Raw genomic sequence first — 22572 nt, forward strand, 5'->3', positions numbered from 1 at the left:
CTTCTCGGAAAGTTTAGTGGTTGATGGAACGTTGATTTGAACGTCTTATCATTAACATGCCGAGGCATTTGCCATAAAAACGAAGGGCAAGCGCCATAAATACGAAAGGTTTAAAAATGGTTAACGGCCACTTAACATACTTTGCGAAATACCGGTAAGCGCTCAAATGAAACGCCAGCAAAGATCGCAGCCGCCTTTTTTCGCTGCTTTTTCCAGCGGCATGCACGATCGACGCCCCCGGATAATACACCACCTGCCAACCGTGCGATTTCATGCGGCGGCACCAATCGGCATCTTCCCAGTACATGAAAAAGCGTTCATCCAAAAGGCCGACATCTTCAACCGCTTCCCGCCGGACCACCATGCAGGCGCCGGACACCCAGTCCACCGGAATGGCGGCAATGTGCTGATCCCCGATGTCGGTCCGCACATTTTTTCGACTTAAGCGATTAGCAGGAAAAAAGCGCGTCAAAAAAGAGGTTCTGCCGAATAACCCCGTCAACGGTGTCGGGAAGGACCGGGCGGACCCCTGAATCGTGCCGTCTTCATTTAGCACCTTGGGGCCCAATACACCGACCTGCCGATTTTCGTTCATGTAAGCATTTACCGAATCGAAAAAATTTTCGCATACAGACGTATCGGGATTCAATATCATAAGATAGGGCGCATCGCTTTGCCGAATGCCAATATTCACGGCCGCCGCAAACCCCAGATTTTTTTTATTCTTAATGTAAAGCGCATGGGGAAAGGATCGTTCAAGCCGATCTCCGATATCATCCGGACCGTTTTCGCAGATAATGAGGCGCCCCCCGGCGGAATGGCTTGCTCGACTGATGGACGCAAGGCACTTCAACAACAGGCGCGAACTGTGATAATTTACGATAACGGCGTCCATCATATGAATAAAAACGACCCGGAAAGTCGATACTGCCCCTGTGGTTGCTTACCCTTGGGCCACACCCTGCCGATAAGCCGATAAAAAAAACAGGACAATTGCATCGAAGCGAATGAAATGGCGCCGCGCCTAGAATTCCACCTTGTCCAGCGTCAATTGCCTGATGCCCATCGCATAATATAATTGGGCCAAGGCCGTACGCTGATCCACAACCGATTGCGTCAGCGCGACTTCCGCATTGGTGACCAGGGTTTGCGCGTCGAGAAGCTCCGTGTTGGTACCCAGATCGGTCCGAAACCGGGTCGAAGCCATATCGTAGGCCTCAATGGCCGCAGACAGCGCCTTTTTGGCTGACACGATTCGCTCGCCTGCGTCCTGAAAAATCATATACCCCGCCGTTACTTCGGTAATAATGGTGTGTTCCAAATCCCTGGCAAGCGCGCGCGCGCGGTAAACCGCCTCGTGCGCTTCCTTGATCGCAAAAAAATCCCGGCCTCCCGCAAACAGATTTATTTGTACATTAACCCCGACATTCCAATAATTCCGGTCCGTGTCGGTATAATTTTTTTCATCATAATCGATATCGTTCATAATATAATCGGTATCCAGGGAAAGCTTGGGATAATAGCGACTGCGATAAAGGGCCACATCTTTTTCCGCCAGCAGCACATTTTTTTCCGCCACGGCGACATCCGGGCGCTTGGTCAAAGCGATTTGACCGCATTCTTCGGGTGAATTGGAGAGAAACAGGACCTCCGCGACATAATTGCCCTGATACTCGACCTTGGCAGCAGCCGGCAAATCCAGCAAAGAATTCAGCCGCACGCCGGCGACACGCAAGGCGTTTTTGGCTTCGATTTTAGCGTGTTCGGCCGCAGCCAGTTCCGCCTTGATCTGCAACACGGCAAGCCAGGGTTTCATACCCACCCGGCAATAGGCCTCTGCGGATGCCCGTTGCTCTTCCAGACGCGTCACGGCCGACTCGGCCGAACGCAAATCATCCCGCGCTTTGATCAATTCCAGAAATCGACGCTGAATATCAAAGACCAACTGAAGCTGGGTCAACCGCAAGCGCGCCTCGGCCAGCTCTTTGCCGATTCGGGCCCGCTGATAGGCCGTTAAATTGTAAAACCCTGAAAACAGTGGGATTGTCAACCGCACAGCAGTGGTTTCATTGCTCTGGTCCAAATAATCCAGGTCATATTCCGCCTTGGAGTCATTGGTCAACCGCCGCTTTCCGTAACTTGCATCTATTTGAGGGAAAAAGCCGCTTCGGACCGATTTCACCCCGGCCTCGGCTCCCGAGAGCGCAAATTCCGCGGCGTGTATTTGCTGGTTATGTGCCAGCCCGTATTCTACGGCCTCGCCAAGGGTCAGCACCCGGGGAATCTCACGGGAAACCGTTGTTTCGCCGGCCACCGCCGAACAAACCGGCCCCCCCGTCACCAAGGGAATCAGAAGTGCGAGAATTAAAAACAACACCTTAACCCGAAAGTTCATGCTTAGCTTACTCCTAAACCGGCAAAGCCGGAAGCTGGGCGGCCAACGACCTTCACCAATGATGCACGCTTTGTCGCGCAGGTTTCTGACACAGGATCTGACAGGCTGTCGGTTGGCTGAAAGCAATCTTTCCCGAATCCGCCTTCATTGCCGTGAGCGGACAGCCTCTGTGACTAAGTCTCCCGAAACGCATGGTGGATACTGATTGTGAGCGGCTCCAAAATATAATTCATGACCGTGCGCGCTTTGGTGACGATAAACACTTCAGCCGGCATACCCGCGGTCAGCCGGGAACTATCCCCTATGGCTTCGCGCAAGGAGTCCTTATCCAGATCGATGTGCACCAGGTAGTACGGTATGGCGCCTTGCACGCTTTGGGTGATCAGCCGATCGGCCGATATATAAGAGACGCGCCCCTTCACTTTGGGAGTAACCCGTTGCTTAAACGCGGAAAGCATGACGCTGGCTTCCTGGTCAAGCGTCACCTCCGTAATTTTTCGCACATCCACTTTGGCCGTCACGATCAGGGGATTGTCATGCGGAACAATATCCATCAACGGCTCCCGGGGCGCGATCACGCCCCCGCGGGAATGAACTTTAAGGTCCATGACCACGCCGGAAACGGGTGCGACAATATCCAATCGTCTGGAGGCGTCCTCCAGCGGCCGAATACGGTCCTCCATTTCAAAGATGCCGCTCTGAACCTTGCCGAGTTCCTCCACGGCTTGCTGATGATACTGGTTTGCCACTTCCTGAATGCGAAGCTTGAGTTCAGCCACTTGCTGGCGGTATTTTGCGCTGTCGCCCGCAACCTGGCCTTTTTGCAATTTGTATGTTTCAAGGGTCCGCTCCAACCCCATGATATGGGATTTTTCGATGTAACGCCCCGCCAAAAGCACCCGCTTGGCCGCCAGTTCTTCGTTCATGGAAGTGATCATGATTTGCAGAGACGCCAGTTGCTGCTCCGCGCTATCGATCTGAACTCGCAATTGTTCAATCTGCGCTTCGATCAAACTAATTTGCCCATCCCTGGCAACCCGGCGCGACTGAAAAATCTTTTCTTCGTTGTCCCGCAATTCAGCAATGTTGGCATCCCGGCTGTGTGCCGTTATCTCACGGGGCCATACAATGCGCGGGTGATTCTCCTTTTCGGCGATTAACCGTTCCCGCCTTATCGTCAACGCATCCTTCTGCCCGCGGTACATATCGCAGGTGGCGATGATGTTTTCAGCCTCCAATCGGATCAGCACCTGGCCCTTTTCCACCTTCGAGCCTTCCCGCACCAGAATTTCCCTGACAATGCCCCCCTCCAGATGTTGAACGGTTTTGCGATTGCTGTCCACCTGAATCTCACCGGGCGCGATCACGGCGCCGTTGATTTTGGCGACGGACGCCCATCCGCCCAACCCGCCGAAAAAAAGAAAAATCACCAGGACGCCGATCACGATGATTTTACCGGGGCTGATCATATTCAAGTCCCGACCGACATTCGAAGTGCTCTTAAAAAAATTACTCACTTGAGATTCCTTTCCTTGCCCATCCGCACGGATGCCATCCCATGGTTTCGGTAATCACACTGAAATTTCAACCGGATGGTCTCTTTTACCTTTTTAAAGCCCGCAACCGATTGCCGGCAATTGAAGTTACGCCATTCCCGTCCTCACGATGATGGGCGGCGGCGCAACCGGCGCAGCCTGAGGCGGCGGGGGCGGCGTGAGTTTCTGCAACACCTCGTTTCGCGGCCCGTACATGAGGAGTTGCCCGTCTTTAAGTACCAGCAGCTTGTCCACCCGGGACAATAAGGATAATTTATGGGAAATCAGGACCGTGGTCGCGCCCTTTTTCTTCAATTCGACCAGGGCCATCATCAGCGCCCGCTCTCCTTCCTCGTCCAGATTGGAATTAGGCTCGTCCATCACGACCAGGCGCGGGTCATCATAGAGAGCGCGCGCCAGTGCGATTCGCTGCCGTTGCCCGCCGGAAAGCATATACGTGTTTTCTCCCACCACCGTGTCGTAGCCATCGGGAAATTTCAGAATCATGTCGTGCACATTGGCCATTCTGGCGGCGGCAATGACCTTTTCGGCATCCACCTCGCCCATTCGGGCGATGTTATCGGCGATCGTACCGGGAAAAAGCGCCACTTCCTGCGGCACATAGCCAATAAAGCGGCCGAGATGCTCCTGATTCCAGGTAAAAATATCCGCGCCGTCCAACCGCACGCTTCCGGCATAAGGCCGCCAGATACCCAGCATCAGCCGGGCCAGCGTCGATTTGCCGGCGCCGCTCGCGCCGACGAGTCCCAGCGCATCCCCCGGCGCCAGATCCAAAAAAATACCCTTCAGAATGGGTTTTCCGGCGACCGCGAACACCACATTTTCCGCAGTCAGTCGACCCGTGGGTACGGGCAATTCCATTTGCGCCGGCGCGGCCAGTTCCGTGTCAATCAGTAGTTTCAAGCGCGCATAAGCCCCCCGGGCATCCACCATTTGCTTCCAGGTGCCGATGGCCATTTCCACGGGCTGCAGGGCCCGGCCGGTAATAATGGAGGCCGCGATCATCACGCCCGGGGTCACCTCATGCAGCACCACCAGATAAGCACCGTAAGCCAGAATGAGCACCTGCAAGCCCATGCGAACCGGCTTGGTCAAGGCGCCAATCAACCCGGCCCGGTTGCTGGCCAGGGTCTGCAAGGCCAGCACCAATTTATTGTATTTTTTCCAATGCCGGGTAATGCCGTTGAGCATGCCCATGGCGCGCACCAGTTGGGCATGCTGCATGAAGGTGCCCACCTGACGGCCGGAGGAAACCGCCACCTGATTGGCATCTTGCAAGGGTTTGCGGCTGACCTTTTCGTTAACCAGGGCCAGGGTGAAGATGACCACGGCACCGATGGTGGATATCAGACCCAGGTCGAAATGAAACAGAAACACCACCCAGAGGTAAAAAGGGGTCCACGGCGCGTCAAACAGACAGAAGACCGAATTTCCGCCCAGAAAGTTTCTCAACAACCGGACATCCTGCAATCCCTGCGAAAACCCCTTATTCTCCATCTGGGCCGCATCTTTCACCATGCCGGCCAGCACCGCTTCGCTCAAGGTGTTTTCAATATCCACACCGGCCAGAACCAAAAGCCGCGAGCGCAGATATTCCAGTATGCCCATGATGATCAGGGCGCCTAAGGCCGCGGCCGTGATCAACACGAGCGTGGGCACCGAACCGCTGGCCAATACCCGGTCGTACATCTGAAGCATGTGCAACGGCATGGTCAGCATGAGCACATTGATAAAGGCGCTGAAAACGGCGGTAAAAATAAAATAGTATTTCCATTTGGCGATAAATCGTTTCATTTGAAAATCTTCCTATGCCGGTGCAACCTGCTCCCGCGGTTTAAGTTTCCTGACCACCACCGGCAATCGGCTGACCGTTTGCCAGTTTCCGTTCTGCTGAATCTCGATGCGCACCTCGTGCCGGCCGAATTCCGTTACCGGCACCCCGTCCAGCTTGAAGTGCAGGCGCTGACGCTGACGATTAAAAACCATCTCCCGGGTTTGAAGCAACTGCCTTGCCGCGCCCGAAGGCATGGCCAGCAGGACGCGGGCGGTAAAGACCTCGTCCTTGTTCGAATCCTTTTCCCACAGGGTGCCGATACGCACCGGAGAGATCAATATGGGCAAGGCCGCCGCCGCCCCCTCTTCAATGCTTTGAATAAAGGTCACCGCATTGGTTTCCTGATCGATGATAATATCCTTACATAAGATGGACCACACGTTTCTGATCACAATATCCGCCTGTTATTGAATATGTGTAATGGTGACGCTCGAATCGTTCAGCCAGGAAAAAGCGGGTATCTGCAGCGAGGAAACGGTCTCGTTCGACACCAGTTCATTGACATATTGCAGGGTCTCCCGGATTTCCGCCCCATAGGCCGCAGCCGCTTGTTTAAAGGAGAGTTGCCGCGCATGCCGGTCACTCAGCAGATACAACACATACGTATTCAGCGAAACCCCTTCGCCCTCCGCCTCAACGACCAAAGCGGCGTGCAAGGCCCGCGGCAGGCGCAGGCGAAATTGGCCGCTGTACGCTTCCACATGGCGTGACGCCGGGCTCGGTTCAAGATTATTTTCCTTTTCCGATAAATACGCGGCAATGCTCTCATTCAGCAATCGCACCGCTTCGACGGAGGATTCGCAGACAACCTTGATCTCAGGCAGTTCCGGAACCGTCGCGAGATAAGCCTTTTCTTCTGCGCTCCAGATTAGCTGTATGGAATAGTGTTGCATCACCCAATGAACTCCCCGGGCAAATAAGTTATAACCGGCGCCATCCGAATAAGCGGAATAGTTGAATAATCGGCTGTCTTCTCACCGCCATTCAGCGCGAAGTCTTGATACCATATTCGGTACCATTGTCAACCGTTTAATTGGGGGAACGTATCTTACATATCGTCGATGAGGACTTCGATCGCGGGCGGCGGCATGTCACAAACTGGAAAAAAAGAAGGCGCTGAAAAAAGCGCCCGCTCTCTTTCACTCATGCATCGCTTCACTTGAGTAAAAACCGGGTGGTTGAAGGGTGAGCTTTTCTTGAGACCGACTCGGGTCTGTAAACCGAGTCGGTCTGCCTCCCCTCAAAGGGGGAGCGTACCGGCGCTTTTTGTCAAGAAGGAAGCCCCCTTTATCGACGCTTCAGTGCTGCTGCTGTTTCTGATGCTTCGAGAGCTCCTCGGCCAATGCGCGGGCATAGGCCGTTCGCGCTGTCTGGACAATAGCCAGTTTCTGCTGCAAGCGAGCGATCTCCTGATCGGTGACGCGCACGTTCATGAGCTGGTTTTTGGCGTTTTCACTGAGCTCGGACAGTTTGTATTCCACACCATCGATGGTCACGGTTTGTTCCATTGGCGTCGTCATTTCCATGTCTCCTGATGAATTAAACAAATTATAAATCAATAAGCAAAAGCCCCACCCCTTTTAAGAGGGTGGGGCTCTTTTTTTTAAGACTTTATCAGGACTGGCGCGTTTTGCACGCCAGTCACGGATAACTTTTTGTGGTTTACAGCTTAGGCGATATTGATCAAGCCACCTGTACCGGCTGCAACCGATTCCAATCCGGTGTAAGTACCAACCAATTCGATCAAAGTGTCTGAAGCACCATCCTGGAAAATAATGGTGCTGTCAGCCGCTGTAAAAACGGTGTCACCATCGCTGTCATAGTTGAACATCACCGTGCTGCCGGTACCGTTCAAGTTGGAGGCAAGGTAGCCTACCGCATCGGTCAAACTCAACTGACCAGCGCCTGTACCTACTATGACAAGGTCATCATTGAAAATGCCGTCGGTGTCATCCGTGCCGAAGGCTATCACGCCGTTCGCGGCTACTAGATGGGTTTGAATACGACCCACATTGACACCGTTAGCCCCGGCAGCCGCCGCAGCTTCTATGATCGTTGACGGGAGATCCAGAATATCACCACCTGCTGTTGTGGTGCCGGCAACAGTCCCAATAGCAGATCCTGCCGTTGTTTCGTCAAACCCAACGATGACGTCCCAGTTGGCCGCTGTGGAATCACCATCCGCTATGACCACGGTATCGATCATGCCATCTTGAGCCGCCACATCCTGCATGACCAGCTTATCCGCGCCAGTGCCACCGGTGAAGATATCGTTATCAATGCCACCGACCGCCGCATCATTACCGGCACCGCCGTTAAAAACAAGCGCATCCGCAGCAACAGAACCGGTCCACATGGCGACATCGTTCCCGCCAGCGCCGTTAAAGGTCATGACACCCGTGGCTAAACCGGCCACACCCGTGCTTTGCAGGATAGAACCCGCACCCGCAATAATGCTCAGGTTGGCATTGGCATCACCGGTAATCGTAGCAGGGCCAGCCGCATTTTGAACCACCGCCAACCGGCCGTCCAAAACCGCGGAGAGGTCCAATAGCGTTTGCCCCGTCCAGCTCAAGGTCAGGTCGGAACCAACTCCGACTGCCAGCATTTGGTCAACATCTGTGCCAGCAGTAATACCATCACCGACAACATCAATAAACAGGGTCGTCACGCCACCGCTCATGGAAACGGTATTGGTCGCTAAAGACGCATCGATGCCAGTGCTTAAGTTGTCAGTTACAGTGTCAATACCCGTCCCCACGTCAAAGGTGTCGTTGCCGTCCTTGGCCGTAATGGTATCGTTCCCCCCACCGGTCGTGATCAGGTTGTCGCCGCGGTCGCCGGCCACCACATCCCAGCCGGAACCAGTGGTGATGGTGTCATCCTGAGCAGTGCCGGTGATGGTGTTATTCCCGTTACCCGCGGTAATGACGACGTCCTTGCCGGCGGAACCCAGCGCGCTGAAAACATTGTCGCCGTCAGCCAACGTGACTACGGCGTTGTCGCCCAGCGAAATGACAGTGGCTCTCAGGTCTCCGCCCACATTGGAGGCGTCGAAGGTAAGCAGCGAGTTGTTGAGCGGCGCGCCGGAGACGGTATTGAGGATAACATCATCGGCAGCCGTTACAGACAGCGAGGTCATGTTTTTCGCATAGATGTTGTTGATGGTCGTTACGGCATTTGCCGCGCCGGCCGTGATATCTTCATCGGAAATCTGAATGTCCATGCTGGTGACGCCATGGGCGGTGAGCTGTCCGAGATTGTAAGCTGTCGCGCCGTAAATCACATCATCCAGACTGGCGTTGATGTTGACCGTCAGCGCATTGGCCGAGTTGTTGGCCAATGTGACGCCGTTGAAGTTGGCAACGGTAACTTCATCACTGATGACGGTCTTATAGGCCGCATCACCGGCCGCGGAATCCCCCTTCTGCGTCCATGTCGGATCAGCCGCTATCGCTGCTGCTTGCGCCAGAGCACGATTCGCCGCCGTATCATCATCGTCGGTATCCAGATCCGCGAAGAAGTTAAGTTCCGTCAGGGCGGTGTCGTTCAAAGTAATGATATCCGTAACCGCAACACCGGCAATGTTGAACGGTTCAGCGGTCACAGGGGAGGCATCCAACCCACCATCCGCAGCGATGTCGGCCAGGATCACCAGGCCTTCGATATCGGCGTTGGCCATGCCCAGCGTCACATTATCGTTGGCGATAATGTGCAGGTTTTCAATGCCGGCCAGCGTCAGGTTGGAATCATCACTGAACGCGGCACGGACGGTGTCCACCCCACCGGCATCGGAAATGCTGTCAGAAGCGTTGAAGTCATCAATGTTGGCAAAGGTCAGAATATCATCGCCTTCGCCCAGTCGAATGTCCTGATTGACGTTTGCGATCGGTGCGACGGTGTCACCCACCGTCAAACGCAAGTCGCTCAACTGTGCAGAGGCTTCGATAACCGATGCCACCAGAGAACTGTTAACCGTATAGGACTGTCCATCCACACCGCCGGTAAGGGTCAGCGTGCCGGTTTGTTCCTGAGCCGCCGTGAGAATAACAATGTTGCTTTCGGTATCGGCGTCATCAATGGAGACGTTTTCGATTGCCCCGACACCATTAGCCTGACCATCGAAGTTAAGGGTGTAGTTGAACGCTTCTTCAGTATTAAGATCGTTTTCAACCCTGATCGCAACAGTGTCATCGGCACCAGAGGCATCTGTCAGACGGACCCGTACAGTTGCATTATTGAATCCGACAGGAACTGCGGCACCAGCAAATTCACTCACCGAGTGGCGCAGCACCAAACCATCAGCAGCAAGCGCAGCACCAAGGTCATTCAGGTTGAACGTAGCGGCAGCAGCGTCATCATCTTCATCACGCATCAGCACTGTCGTCAAATTGCCGTCAAAGGCATCGAAATCGATGTTGTGAATGTCATTGACCACGTTCTGGTTACGCAACTCCAGGGCGCCCATGTTCATGATGGTAGCGTCACCATCAATGTCACCATCCACCAGGATCAAGGTGTTGTCGCCGGCGCCACCATCAATGGTATCGCCATTGGTGTCAGTAGTTGCAGCAACGCCTACGCTGGACCAGAAGGTGTCGTCGCCAATACCACCCGTTACAACGCCGTGAACGGTAGAGCCGGAGTTTGCCGGATCGGCAAAGCCACCCAGAGAGTTGGTGATATCCAAAGTCAGGTCGCCTGTAAAAGCACTGGCGTCCAGATTAAGCAGACCCACAGCGGCGGGGTTATTAATACCCGGGGCGCCTAAGGTAAAAAACTCGGTCGCGGAAACAGGCGCAGTCGGCGTCAGGGTAACGATATCCAGGAAGGTGTCACCGGTGATGGTGAGGGTTTCCATCTCGTTTACTGTCAGGTTGTTGATATCAACCCCGTCCACGGCGTTCAGGTTGACGGTTTTAAACCCTTCGACATTGGCGCCGACACCGCGCGCATCTTGCTGGATAGCATTCGCCAAAACGTCATCAAGCTCAAGGCTCAGCTCGCGGCCGGGTGCATTGGCGTCCGTCAACACCCCTCGCTTATATTGGAAGGTCACATTGACGTTGTCGGATGCGGTGTTGGCGACACGAAGCTCACCGGCGGGGGTGCCGATATTATCCACAAGCACAGCCGTCGCGTCCGCGGTAACACGCTGAATGTTCACTGCTTCCGTTGCATCGGCATTCCGAATATCGAGCGTGGTGGTATTGCCCGTCCAGTCAATATTGATGTCCTGAATGTTAATGAGATTGGGGGTAACAACGCCGGTTGTTCCCTCGTCAGCATTGGCATTGCCCATGGTCACATTCAGGGTGTTGGAAAGACCCAGGGTGCCGGTCAGGACGTCTTCATCCTGCAGGGAGAGAATGCGGTCGGATCCGTCCGGGACAAACACCATCGGCGCGTTGAAAATACTGGCCGTGGCGATATCGGTATCTGCCGTCAACGTGAAGGTGGTGACATCGATATCAGCATTAATGGCCGCTACCGCCGCCGCCACCGTTGCCGGATCATCGGTCACCCCTGCGATATAGGCGGTGAAGTCCGATAGATCGTTCGGGTCCGCGGTAGGAATCGTCTGGGTGCAATAGTCTGACACAGCGACCTTGTTCAGAAATTGATCCTGGGCAGCGCCGGCATTTACCGGGTCCTGGGCCGCGTCAACCAATGCCACCACGACTTCGCCTCTGGACTTGCCCGCCGCCAGCTCGCCCACCCAATAATCGATTCCGGCCGGATCATCGACATAGGTTTTACCCAGCGTGTTCACGTAAATGTGCTCGATAAATGCCTGGTCGGAGTCCAAGCTCGACCCAAAATAGTTCTGCGCGGCTTCTGTTGCCAGCATCGTATTGGCAGTAGACACCCTATCCGGCTGATCCGTTTGCCAATAAGTATTGCCCTCGCCTTCAGATGCTCTACCGAAAATCGATACATAGAGTTCCGAAACTTCCGTCATTGTCAAAGCCATTCCACGTTCCTCCTCTTAAAGATTGATTAAAAATACAAAATTCACCACTTGTAAGGATATACCCATTGGCCTTATCCCCCTATCCCGAACACCAAGTTGATATGCAACAATCATACCACCATACTACTCAATATCACCTGTTTCCGGCCTCACCCCCTATCCATCCTAATCCTTGTCACCGATCCAATCCTTGTCACCGATCCGGCCGTCCGCGCCGTTCCGCCATCGCAAAGCGCATCCCTTATCCCACTCTTTCGGGCCCTTCTCTTTCGGAACCTTATTTTTTTCTTATTAAATCAATATTTTTTTCAATAATTCGGATTCCCGCATAAGAAATCGCCAATGAACACATCGTCAGCACGGGAATATAGCTTATGCTGCACCGAACCGCATATTGCGTATAATCCAGCCACCAGATCACTAAAAAATGGCTCAGAAACAAGCCGTAGGAGAGGGCGCCCAACAACGAATTGCCGGGCAGACGAACACGGCAGCGGCTGATGGTGTAAATCACCGGTATCCCGATGAATAAGCCCAGACATGTTTCCCGGGCGTAGGCAAGTGTAAACCGGTCATCCAACTGAAATATCACCCCGAGCACCGCGATCACTCCCCATAGCAGCCACAGATAGCGCCTGTCAAATAACGTACTGTTTTTGTGAGTTTGTTGAGTGCATTGAATGGCGCTTCCCGCTGCAAACATAAAAAAAACGCCGAAAACCAGACGGTAACCAAAATAATCCGGGTGAATGAATGAAAAACATGCCATTAAATACACGGCCAACGATAAAAAAACAAGCAGAATTTTCAATCTGTTAAATAAAAAAATACCGGGCAGAATCAGATACGCCTGCAGCTCGGCCCCCAGGGACCAGGCCGGCGGAATGAGGCACCATTGCGGGTCCCTTAAGATACTGCTGTCAAACACCATATAATAATTCAGCGGAACAATCAGCACATTATGGATCAGCTTCAGCGGGGAAAAATCCGGACGGGCGTAACCGGTGACACCGAGAAACACCAACGTCAAAAGCGCGACGTAAAGATACAGCGGGAAAATTCTGAGCGCTCTGTCCATATAGAAACGGTAGAGCCTGCCTTTGCCGGCCGGAATAATATCCCGCCAGAGGTGCGAAACGACGTATCCGGCCAATATATAAAACATCACCACCGCAATGACGCCGGGGTTCAACCCGTTAAACCGGACCCCGATGTGAGAAATAACCACCAGAAAGGCTAAAATGAATCTCAGATACCCGAACATCGGCACGTCTTGTTTGGATTAATAAGGTGCTTTTTGGTTTTTGCTCGCCTGATCATCGGGATTAAATCCAGAATATTTGGCTAAATCAAACCAGCGCTGGCTAAATTTAACCCATTCAACAATCCCAGAATCATACCTCCCAGCCGCTTGCCCAGTATCTCCCATGAATGAAATGTGATCCATTGATCCTGGAGAGCGGATTTGTCGTGAAGCTTTTCAGGATACCGAAGCAGCGCGTCCACGCCTTCGGCTATGTTTTCAGCGGAAGTCCCTTGAAGGAAATGTATGATGTTTCCGACATCGGCGAAAATACTCAGCGGCGTACAGACCACCGGCCGCCGGGCAGCAAGTCCGTATCGAACCGCGGCGCTTGAGGATTCAGCCGTATTCTGATAAGGAAAAACAACCAGGGTGGCCGCATCAAGCAAAGAAAAGCTCGCGTCGTCCTCCAGAAACTCCGTCACCAGTGTAACGTCATGCACCAATCCATGGGCCTGAATGGCTTTGCGGCACTGCACCAAGGTTTCTTGGGAGACCGCAACCGGATAGAGGGCATTTACCATCAACAGATGCACCTGCGGATGGGATTGCCGCAGCAGGGCCACCGCCTCGATTAGGGGCAATAGGCCCTTGTGGGGCAACATAAAGCCATAGCTTGCGATCACGGTTTTTTCCACCGGTATGCCGGCGACGCGTTTTCCGACCGAAACCGGAACCAAGGGACGGCGAATCACGCCGTGGGGGAAAAGGGCGGTATTTTGATACAGGCCCCAGGATTTCAAGCGGTTCAGATCCGCCACCCCGTGAACCAGAAGGCGGTCCGCCATGCCGAGGGCTTCCCGAATGGACGATAAGGAGGCCTCCAAACCGGGGACCGTCACGTCGGCCGTTGAATGAAAAAAAAGAATGGAAACAATGCCGTTTTTCTTCGCATAGTGCAGGATTCTCTCCAAATTCCGAGGGCTGAAAAAGGCGAAATTAAACTGAAGGACCAGTGCATCCACGCGGTTTTTTTCCAGCGCCGCCAGCAATTCGTCGATCGCGCCATTGTGATTGGTCCAGCAACGAACCACATTGGACGCGTCCGGTTGAAGGCGGGCACCGGTCCGGGAGGCAAAGACCAGAATGTCGAGAGCGTCCTGCGGAAGGCCATCCACTAGAAACTTGGAATAGGCGGCAATGCCGCATTTGGCGTTCCATGAGGAGATCCACCCCACCCGGTATTTTTTGCGCGAAAGCGGCTTTTGGCGCAAAATAGCGTCTTCCAGCGTCTTTAACCGATCCGCGCATCGATCCCACGTAAATTCGGATTCGATTCGCCTTGCCGCGGCATCGATGCGGGGCTGCAATTGCGCTGGCGTTGCATATCGGACCTCGCGCATCAGCCGGCCCAGATGATCGACATCCGGTTCCATCCAGACGGAATCAAACAGCCCCATATGGGACTTGGCGGGCTGAAATGAAAAGTCGACCAGCCAGCTTGTCTCTTCCGTGCAAAAGTCCGACTGTCCCCCATAGGCGGTGGTGATCACCGGAAGTTTGTACGCCATGGCTTCGGCCATGGGCAGGCCGAACCCCTCCCCACGGGAAGGCGCCACGAGCACATCACATCGGGTGTAAAGATCGGCCATTTCTTGATCGCTCAAATCCCGGTCGATGATGTCGATGGGTGGCATGTTCGGAAATGCCTTTTTTACGGCCGCGATCTGCGCGTCAAGGGTATTGTGAATATTCGGAAAGGTTTTGATGACAAGGCCTACACCGTCTTTTGCCGTAAAATTTTGCGCGAAGGCCTTGAGCAGCACATCCACCCCTTTTCGCGGAAAGCAGGAGGAAACATGTAAAAACGTAAACCCGGAGCGCCGCTTTGCCGGCACAGCGCTCACCTCCGACCGGTGAAAAAGCGACACCCCGCATCCGGCGGCCGTCATGGGCAAGAACACCCCGTTATCCATCAGAATTTTTTGAATGAAACGGGATAGCACCGGTAATCCGTCCAGGTGCCGGTTGAACTGATCCACCCAGTCAAAGGGAAGCATGGACTCCTCCCAGGCGAAATAAAGCAGGTTGATCCGGCCGTCCATGTCCGAGACTCTCGGCGGGTAAAGATTTCGAATAACCACCTTCGCCCGAGAACCCTTTTGGCCCCTTTTCCAGATGGGCTCAAGCCCGGGAACCGCGGAGACAGCAACCGGGTCAGGGAGATAGTCACCAGGGCCTTCCGTTGCAAAAAGACTAACGGCGCCGGGGAACTTTTTCTCTAAGGCAAGAGCGATCTTTCGATTGACGATCGCCAAGCTGTAAGACGTTTCAAAGGGGCCTTCAATCTGATAGCGTACGCGGTCGGTTGCAGGGTGCACCGGCGCCCCGAAAGGCTTGGGACTCTCCACCCCCTGTTTTGCCAAAAAATCGCCGAGGAGATGGAATAACCGCGCTTCGGTGAATTCGGCCACCCGTTTTTGCTGCTCGCCGATAATGGCTCTTTTGAACGGACGGTCCTCGGAAAGAAGCTTGATCAGGGCGGCAAGCGACTCGTGGTCCTTTCGGGTCACCAGAATACCGGCACCCCCCAGGGTATGGGCGACATTGCTGCTCTTAAAAGCAATCACCGGCACATCAAAGGCCATGGCTTCGATCAACGGCACGCCGAAGCCTTCATGTTCACTCATGCAGAGAAAAGCGTCCGCGGCCCGATACCACCCGTACAGATGCGCATCCGGTATCTTACCGGTCAGGAGCACCTCGTTATTCAGATCGAATGCGGCCATCTGCTCCATCAGGTGCTGATAATAAGGATCATTCGCATCATAGTGACCGACCAGAACCAACCGAAACGGGCGGTTGATCATGGCCTTCAAATGACGGGCCACCGCGATGCAATCCTCCTGGCATTTATTGGGGCAGATCCGACCGACAAAGAGCAGCGTAAAGGTACCGGCGGCATTTTGAACCACCGCGTGATCCCACGGCCGCGCCACCAGTTCTTCAACATTCATCAGCAACGGAATCACGTCGACCGCGCCATACCCCAACGCCGATAATTCATCCGCGTTATATTCGGAGTCGGCCATGGCCGCAGCCATCACCGGCAGAAAGGCTTTCAACTGTTCCCTGCCAAGCCGGGAATAGCGTCGCGCATCCGAATTTTCAGGGAAAAATTCCACCGGGGTGATGTTATGATACACCAGAATTTTTCGGCAGGGCAGATGAATGACCCAATCGGTCAGCTCATGTCCCATGGAGTGATGAATGAAAACGATATCGTCCCGGGTCACCTTCAGTTTTCTATAATTATTCAGAAGCCCTTTCAGTTCAGGCGCCACATGCTCCACAAAAATGTCAGAAGCAAACCCGAGCCGATGCAGCATCCGCTGAATTAGAAACAGGGCGTTGGTCACCGCATCCCCGCAGGCCGACCCGGAATGAAATTGATGAATGGCTATTTTTTTCATAGAAATGGAGTGATAACTGGTTCAGCAATCCTTTCGCGACTGGAAAACGGCACCCCGATAGGCGGGTGCCTGATTAAATCGATGGATAGGATCCACCTGGGCCAGCATTTTCTTCCAACATCCAGCGCAGGGTCTCCTCCAGCGCCGGCGTATCCCAGGACCCGATCAAACGGCGCAGCCTGGTGGGGTCCCCCGAGAGTGTCGTCACTTCATTGGCCCGCACGAGAGCCGGGCTCACCTCCACCCGCATGCGGTGGCCGGCGATGGTTTCCGCCATGGACAGCGCCTCCCGCAGGGAATGGGTCCTGCCCGAGCAAATGTTGACGGTTTCGCCGGCCGGGCAAACCTCCACGAGACGGCGATACGCCCGAGCCACTGCACGCACATCTGAAAAATCCCGCCAAACATCGAGGTTCCCCAGCTCGATCACGTCCGCCCGGCGTCGAAAGTGCCCGGCAATCTTCGCCAATAAAAAGGATTCGGCCTGGCCAACCCCTGTATAGTTAAATGGCCGCACCAGCACCACCGGCAACCTGTCCATCCAAAGGCGCGCCATGAACTCCATGGCCAGTTTGCTAACCGCATAATCGTTGGCGGGATTCGGCGGCGTTGTCTCATCCAATACACCTTCGGCCGCATTGCCGTAAATATTCGCGCTACTCGCCAACAGCACGCATTCGGGCCGGTGGGAACAAGCCGCCAACGCGGATAAGAGATTGCGCGCGCCGATGAGATTAATCCGGTAAAAGGCGTTCGCATCCCCGTGACCGACAAACGAGATAGCCGCCAGGTGTATGACGGTGTCCGGCCTGATCTCGTCTATAATCCGGCAAAGGCTTTCCAAATGACACAAGTCAACACACCGGTATTCAGGGCTTCCCGGCTTCTCCTGCGCATCGGTGCGCCAGACTTTCCAGCCATGCGCTTTCATCTCGGCGGTCACGTACTTTCCGGTAAACCCCTCGGCGCCGGTCACCAGCACTTTTTTCATCGCACCCCCGCTCTCAGAAGCAATGCCCATTTTCGTTTCGGCACAAATCCGCTTCCACCATCATCGCGCACAGTGATTCAAGTTGAGTCTCGGCCTTCCAGCCGAGTTGCGCCCGGGCTTTGGACGCGTCTCCGATAAGAAGGTCAACTTCCGCGGGGCGATAAAAAGCGGGATTGACCCGTATAATGACCTTTCCCGTCCGCAGGTCAACGGCTGTTTCGTTAACGCCTTCGCCCCGCCACTCGATTTCAATATCAGCCGCCTTACAGGCCATGCCGACAAAATCGCGCACCGTTTCCGTGCGGCCCGTGGCCAGAACAAAGGTGTCTGGCGCATCGACCTGCATCATTCGCCACATGCCTTCGACGTAATCCTTGGCATACCCCCAGTCCCGCTTGGCGCTCAGATTGCCAAGTTCCAGCACATCGAGTTTCCCGAGTTTGATCTTGGCAATCCCGTCCGTAATCTTGCGCGTCACGAATTCCCGTCCGCGCAAGGGGGATTCATGATTGAACAAAATACCGCTCACGCCGAAAATGTCATAAGCCTCACGGTAATTCACCGTGATCCAGTGGGCAAAAAGCTTGGCCACGCCGTACGGGCTGCGCGGGTGAAACGGCGTGGTCTCTTTTTGCGGCACCTCCTGAACCTTGCCGAACAACTCGCTGGTGGAGGCCTGGTAAAAACGGATGGAGGGATCAACAATGCGAATCGCTTCGAGCAGGTGAAGGGCACCCAATCCGGTGATTTTTGCCGTGGCGATCGGCTGGTTAAAGGACACGCCCACAAAACTCTGCGCGGCCAGGTTATAAATTTCATCCGGCCGAATATCGCCGATCAGGCGAATATTGGCGGATTGATCCGTCAGGTCGTATTCCAGCAGATGCAAATCCGGGTGGTTGCTGATACCCAACTCATCAATCCGCCAGAAATTGACCGAACTGGAACGCCGATAGGTTCCGTAAACCGTGTAGCCCTTTTCAAGCAGCAGTTGGGACAGATAAGGTCCGTCCTGACCGGTGATACCGGTAATGACGGCGCGTTTGGATGTCATGTCTGAATTCTCCTTCATGAATAACAATCGCCGATTCGATGGATCGGTACAACCGAGTTACGTGTTAGAAATCAGGGCGGTAAGGCCCAAGGCGTTGAAGAACGCCGCTTCCATGCCAGGGGTTAAAAACCGCCGAAGGTTTTTCCGGCCCTCATCCGCCAGATACGCCCGGTATGCGTCATGATGAGAAAGGACATGAATGGCGGCCGCGAACTTCAAGGGGTCCGGCGTCTCAAACACCAGCTGATTCGGACCCAATGTTTCGGGAATGGCGCTGCTGTCCAGTGCCACGACCGGCAACCGGTGAAATTGCGCCTCTATGGCGGGAAGGCAAAAGCCCTCATGGGCCGACATCAACAAAAACAGATGGGAATACCGGTAATAGGTATGCAACCGGTCAAAAGAAACCGCCCCCGTTAACGTCACAATCTCTTTTAAGCTATGCGCGTCGATGAGCCGGTCCAGTTCGTTGCGGTACCCGGCCAGTTCGGGGTCGATCCCGCCCACCATATTGAATCGAATGGCGGCGCCATAGGTTGCCGCATATTCGGCCGCAACCCGTATCATCTCCTTATGGCCTTTGTTCGGCGCCACCCGTCCCACAAACAAAATATTCACTTTCCCATCCTGCAACTCGCGGGAAAGGACCGGGTCGATTTCGGCCCGGTTAAAATCATTCAGCTTGTTAAACGGCGGGCTTATTTCTATTTTAGCGGGGGAAACATTCAGCCGCAACAGATCCCCTGCGTTAAAGGAAGACGCGCACAAGAATTTTGTGATGTGGTCCATACCGGCAATCAAGCGGGTCTGGGCCACCCCTTCCGAACAAAACCTTTCATACACAGCGCTGTAGGATGAGAAAAACTCGGGCGGAGTGACATTATGGTACTTCACAAATACGCGGCATCGGGCTTTTTCCAACAAGCGCCGCCCCTCCGCCCAGCAGCCCCCGTGGTGATAAATCAACAAATTATCCGGATGATCGATAATGGCTCGGCATTCGGCCTGGTCGATACAATAGGCGGTTATCGGCACGTCGCCGACCTCTCCGGCATAAACAACGGCCGGAATATGGTGGTCGTTTAATACGACGCATTGATGACAGACATCGTTTCCAATGGCGTCATGTTTTAACAATGCCGTGACGGCAATGCAAACGATCATGCCTTATGTCCAATAACCGCGTAGTCCTGCCCGGTTGCAAATTGCGCGTCCAAGAAGGCATCCTCAAAATGAATGGCGGGGTTTTGATGTAATCGAATAATTTCCACCCCCACAAAGCCCCGGGCCTCGATTAAATAAGCGGAGGTCTGCGGCGGCAAAGGATTGCGGTGTGTCGGATCGGTATAAAAGGTGCAGGCGCCGACCAGTATGTTTTCAGGATTGGGCGTTTCAAAAATAACCATGCCCCCCGGTTTGAGCACTCTCAAGGACTCATCGAATAACGCCAGCAAGGTTTTCAGCGGCAAATGTTCGATAATGTGAAGCCCGGTCACCGCCGAAAGGGTGTTGTTTTTAAGCCCGCTTAAGGCATCCATCACATCGGCTTCCATCACCTCCAGGCCCAACTCCCGACATCGCGCCGCCATCACGCGATTCAAGTCCACCCCCCGGGCGACAATTTCATTTTCCTTGAGGACTTCAAGCCACTCTCCGCGACCGCACCCCACATCCAGCACAGGGGCTCGGTTTGTCGTTTCTAAGGCGTTTTTTATATAGGGCAGATACACCTTGACGCGGCCCTTGATGTCTTCCCGCGTTCCTCTGAACCTATCTTCAAAGCTCACGTACAGGGCATCCTGAAAATGATCCTCTTCCGTCAGCAGGGTATTCATCTGCTCCGTTGAAATGGGTGCCGGCAATCTTTTACGCGTCTCTTCCAGAAGCAATTGAATGCGGCGCTGCATATCCAGAAGGTTGAGCCGGTAGTCTCTTAACTGTCTTTGTACTTCAACCAACGCCTCCCCTTCCGCCTTATGCGCCAAATCTATTTTCAGCGTATCGCTGACGTTCAAGAATTCCGCAGAAAGCGCCCGCACCGAAGCATCCAGATGCTCGCCAAATTGCGTCAGCTGCAACGATGTCTTTTCGTTCTGGCGACCCTGAATAAAAACCGTGTTTTCAATCACCTGAATGTTCTTTAAAATGACGGGGAGCTTCCATACGCCGGAGAAAATACGCAACACGCGTCCGGCAACCGGCACCTTGTATAGCATCTGAATAAAATAACGAATCCACAAGCCTTTCACGATGATTTTTTGATTCCTTCCCTCTTTTGAATAGCGCAGTCGGCCCAGAACCTCTATTTTGGAAATTCCGCCGCTATGAAGAAGGGACAAGTAATGTTGCGCTCCCTCCGTATCCGGCGCCCGGCGAAGAATGGATCGATAGGCATTCTCGATAAAATCCGAATCATGGTAGCTTAGAAAATCCGTCCAGACATAGGCATCCTGAGGCAGCAAGGGCTGAACCGGCGGTATCGGCGCAGGACTTGAAACGGTGCGGGCGGTATCCCCCCCCGGTTTTCCGCGCCCTGACCGGGAAAGCTGCTTTTGCATCGCCACCTCTTCACGAATGCGGGCCATAATTTCATCCACGCTGATCTCCGGTATATTGGCTTCAATCATGATCCGGCTCCCCGCCCCTGTTCGCACACCGGTTCTATTCGCAACACCGGTTTTAACCGTACAAGCCCGATAAATGGGTGATCACCCCCCGCCACCACCTCAAAAACGCAACTTTTATCCTTCCAGTGGAAACATTCATCCGCATGGGAGGGGCCGGTATGAAGCGCCGCCGAGATGGAATATTTGCCCGGTCCGATATTAAACTCATCAAAGAAATAGGTCGCCGCAAGGTGCTGCCCCTGCTGTATACTTATTTTCTGTTGAAGGTAAAAAGAATTGGTGCCGTAGATATCCTGACCGAACTTATCCCGTATCACTATTCCCAGAGTCATATCCGCCACGGTTTCTCTTCCGGTCAGTCGAATCACAACACCGGCAGGCTGCGCGCTGCTCAGTATTTCAGTCAGCCGATGGGCTTCATTCACAAGTTGCACCGAGTCAATCGTGACCTTGTAATTTCCATAGCCGGAAAGCCGGTTCTCAGCCTTAAATTCAGACTCTTGGCATGAGGACCGGTTGGCAATGAGAAAATTATAGGTATTGATAACGGGTTCAGGGTCACCCGATTCCACAACCCTTCCGTTTTCCAGCAGCATCGCCTGATTACACAGCATCTTGACGGCATTCAGGTCATGGGAAACAAAGACAATGGATCCGCCGCTTTCTTTAAGCGACCGAATCTTGCGCATGCATTTTTGCTGAAAATAGGCATCTCCTACCGATAAGGCCTCATCCACCACAAAACATTTGGGTTCGGCATGAATCGCCACTGAAAACGCCAACCGCATAACCATGCCGGAAGAATAGGTCTTTATCGGTTCATCAATGAACCGGCCGAGCTCCGTAAATTCAACGATGGCGTTCAGGCGGGCTTTGATTTCATCCCGGGAAAGTCCAATATAGGTGCCGTTTAAAAAAATATTGTCTACACCGGAAAATTCGCTGTTAAATCCCGTGCCAAGCTCCAAAAGACCGGTAATCCTGCCGTCGATGCGAATCTCACCGCTATCGGGCATGAGAACTCCGGTCAGCAATTTCAGAAGCGTGGATTTGCCGGCGCCGTTCTGGCCGATGATCCCTAAGGTTTGACCGGTTTCCACATGGAAAGAGATGTTGTCGATGGCCTGAAAATCCCGGTGAAAGCTGCGTCGAAGCACAATCTCCTTAAGCCTGTGCGAAGGACTTCGGTAGAGACGAAATTTTTTATTCAGGTTGTGAACGCTAATCATCGGTTAAAAAAGCCATAACCCTCAAAAATGCCAACAAAATAGATACAACTGATCCAAATAATAAGATGCACTTTCAGATGGGAGTTGAATTTTTTCCAGATCCATAGGGCCACACCCATGACGACCAACGACCACATAAAGGCAAAACCTAAAAACATCATACGATACTCTTTGTCAATAGCCGGTGCATGCGCAC

The 22572-nt window shown here is 53.7% G+C and carries 15 protein-coding genes; all 15 read right to left on the reverse strand.

The window, feature by feature from the left end; all coding sequences use genetic code 11:
- Positions 1-13: 13 nt before the first annotated feature.
- The gene (locus tag RBT11_05475) at positions 14-898 is read right to left on the reverse strand and encodes a glycosyltransferase family 2 protein (GenBank protein ID MDX9786199.1); all 885 of its coding nucleotides are present in this window, start codon (positions 896-898) and stop codon (positions 14-16) included.
- Positions 899-1024: 126 nt separating this feature from the next.
- Entirely contained in the window at positions 1025-2395 is a 1371-nt protein-coding gene (locus RBT11_05480) for a TolC family protein (protein MDX9786200.1), read from the reverse strand.
- Positions 2396-2568: 173 nt separating this feature from the next.
- Positions 2569-3912 (reverse strand): HlyD family type I secretion periplasmic adaptor subunit, encoded by a 1344-nt coding sequence (locus tag RBT11_05485; protein ID MDX9786201.1) that lies wholly within the window; start codon positions 3910-3912, stop codon positions 2569-2571.
- 126 nt (positions 3913-4038) lie between these two features.
- Positions 4039-5745, reverse strand: a complete 1707-nt coding sequence (locus RBT11_05490; protein MDX9786202.1) for a type I secretion system permease/ATPase — start codon at positions 5743-5745, stop codon at positions 4039-4041.
- Between the two features lie 12 nt (positions 5746-5757).
- Positions 5758-6177 (reverse strand): hypothetical protein, encoded by a 420-nt coding sequence (locus RBT11_05495; GenBank protein MDX9786203.1) that lies wholly within the window; start codon positions 6175-6177, stop codon positions 5758-5760.
- 12 nt (positions 6178-6189) lie between these two features.
- A complete protein-coding gene (locus RBT11_05500; GenBank protein MDX9786204.1) occupies positions 6190-6678 on the reverse strand; it encodes a toxin-antitoxin system HicB family antitoxin in 489 nt (162 codons plus the stop codon).
- 405 nt (positions 6679-7083) lie between these two features.
- Positions 7084-7305 (reverse strand): DUF6447 family protein, encoded by a 222-nt coding sequence (locus tag RBT11_05505; GenBank protein ID MDX9786205.1) that lies wholly within the window; start codon positions 7303-7305, stop codon positions 7084-7086.
- 149 nt (positions 7306-7454) lie between these two features.
- Positions 7455-11759 carry a DUF4214 domain-containing protein gene (locus RBT11_05510; GenBank protein ID MDX9786206.1) on the reverse strand — a complete coding sequence of 1435 codons (4305 nt, stop codon included), beginning with the start codon at positions 11757-11759 and terminating at the stop codon, positions 7455-7457.
- A gap of 277 nt (positions 11760-12036) precedes the next feature.
- Positions 12037-13023: an acyltransferase gene (locus RBT11_05515; protein ID MDX9786207.1), complete on the reverse strand. Its 987-nt coding sequence runs from the start codon at positions 13021-13023 to the stop codon at positions 12037-12039.
- A gap of 80 nt (positions 13024-13103) precedes the next feature.
- Positions 13104-16475, reverse strand: a complete 3372-nt coding sequence (locus tag RBT11_05520) for a glycosyltransferase (GenBank protein MDX9786208.1) — start codon at positions 16473-16475, stop codon at positions 13104-13106.
- A gap of 73 nt (positions 16476-16548) precedes the next feature.
- The gene (locus RBT11_05525) at positions 16549-17466 is read right to left on the reverse strand and encodes a GDP-mannose 4,6-dehydratase (protein ID MDX9786209.1); all 918 of its coding nucleotides are present in this window, start codon (positions 17464-17466) and stop codon (positions 16549-16551) included.
- A 13-nt stretch (positions 17467-17479) separates the two neighbouring features.
- Positions 17480-18520, reverse strand: a complete 1041-nt coding sequence (gene gmd / locus RBT11_05530) for a GDP-mannose 4,6-dehydratase (protein ID MDX9786210.1) — start codon at positions 18518-18520, stop codon at positions 17480-17482.
- 57 nt (positions 18521-18577) lie between these two features.
- Positions 18578-19684 (reverse strand): glycosyltransferase, encoded by a 1107-nt coding sequence (locus RBT11_05535; GenBank protein ID MDX9786211.1) that lies wholly within the window; start codon positions 19682-19684, stop codon positions 18578-18580.
- Positions 19681-21147: a methyltransferase domain-containing protein gene (locus RBT11_05540; protein ID MDX9786212.1), complete on the reverse strand. Its 1467-nt coding sequence runs from the start codon at positions 21145-21147 to the stop codon at positions 19681-19683. Before RBT11_05540 ends, RBT11_05535 begins: the two co-directional genes overlap by 4 nt.
- A complete protein-coding gene (locus RBT11_05545; GenBank protein ID MDX9786213.1) occupies positions 21144-22304 on the reverse strand; it encodes an ABC transporter ATP-binding protein in 1161 nt (386 codons plus the stop codon). The genes RBT11_05540 and RBT11_05545 overlap by 4 nt, the downstream gene beginning before the upstream one ends.
- Positions 22305-22572 lie beyond the last annotated feature (268 nt).

The sequence above is a fragment of the Desulfobacterales bacterium genome (genome assembly GCA_034003325.1).
Lineage (GTDB): Bacteria > Desulfobacterota > Desulfobacteria > Desulfobacterales > JAFDDL01 > JAVEYW01.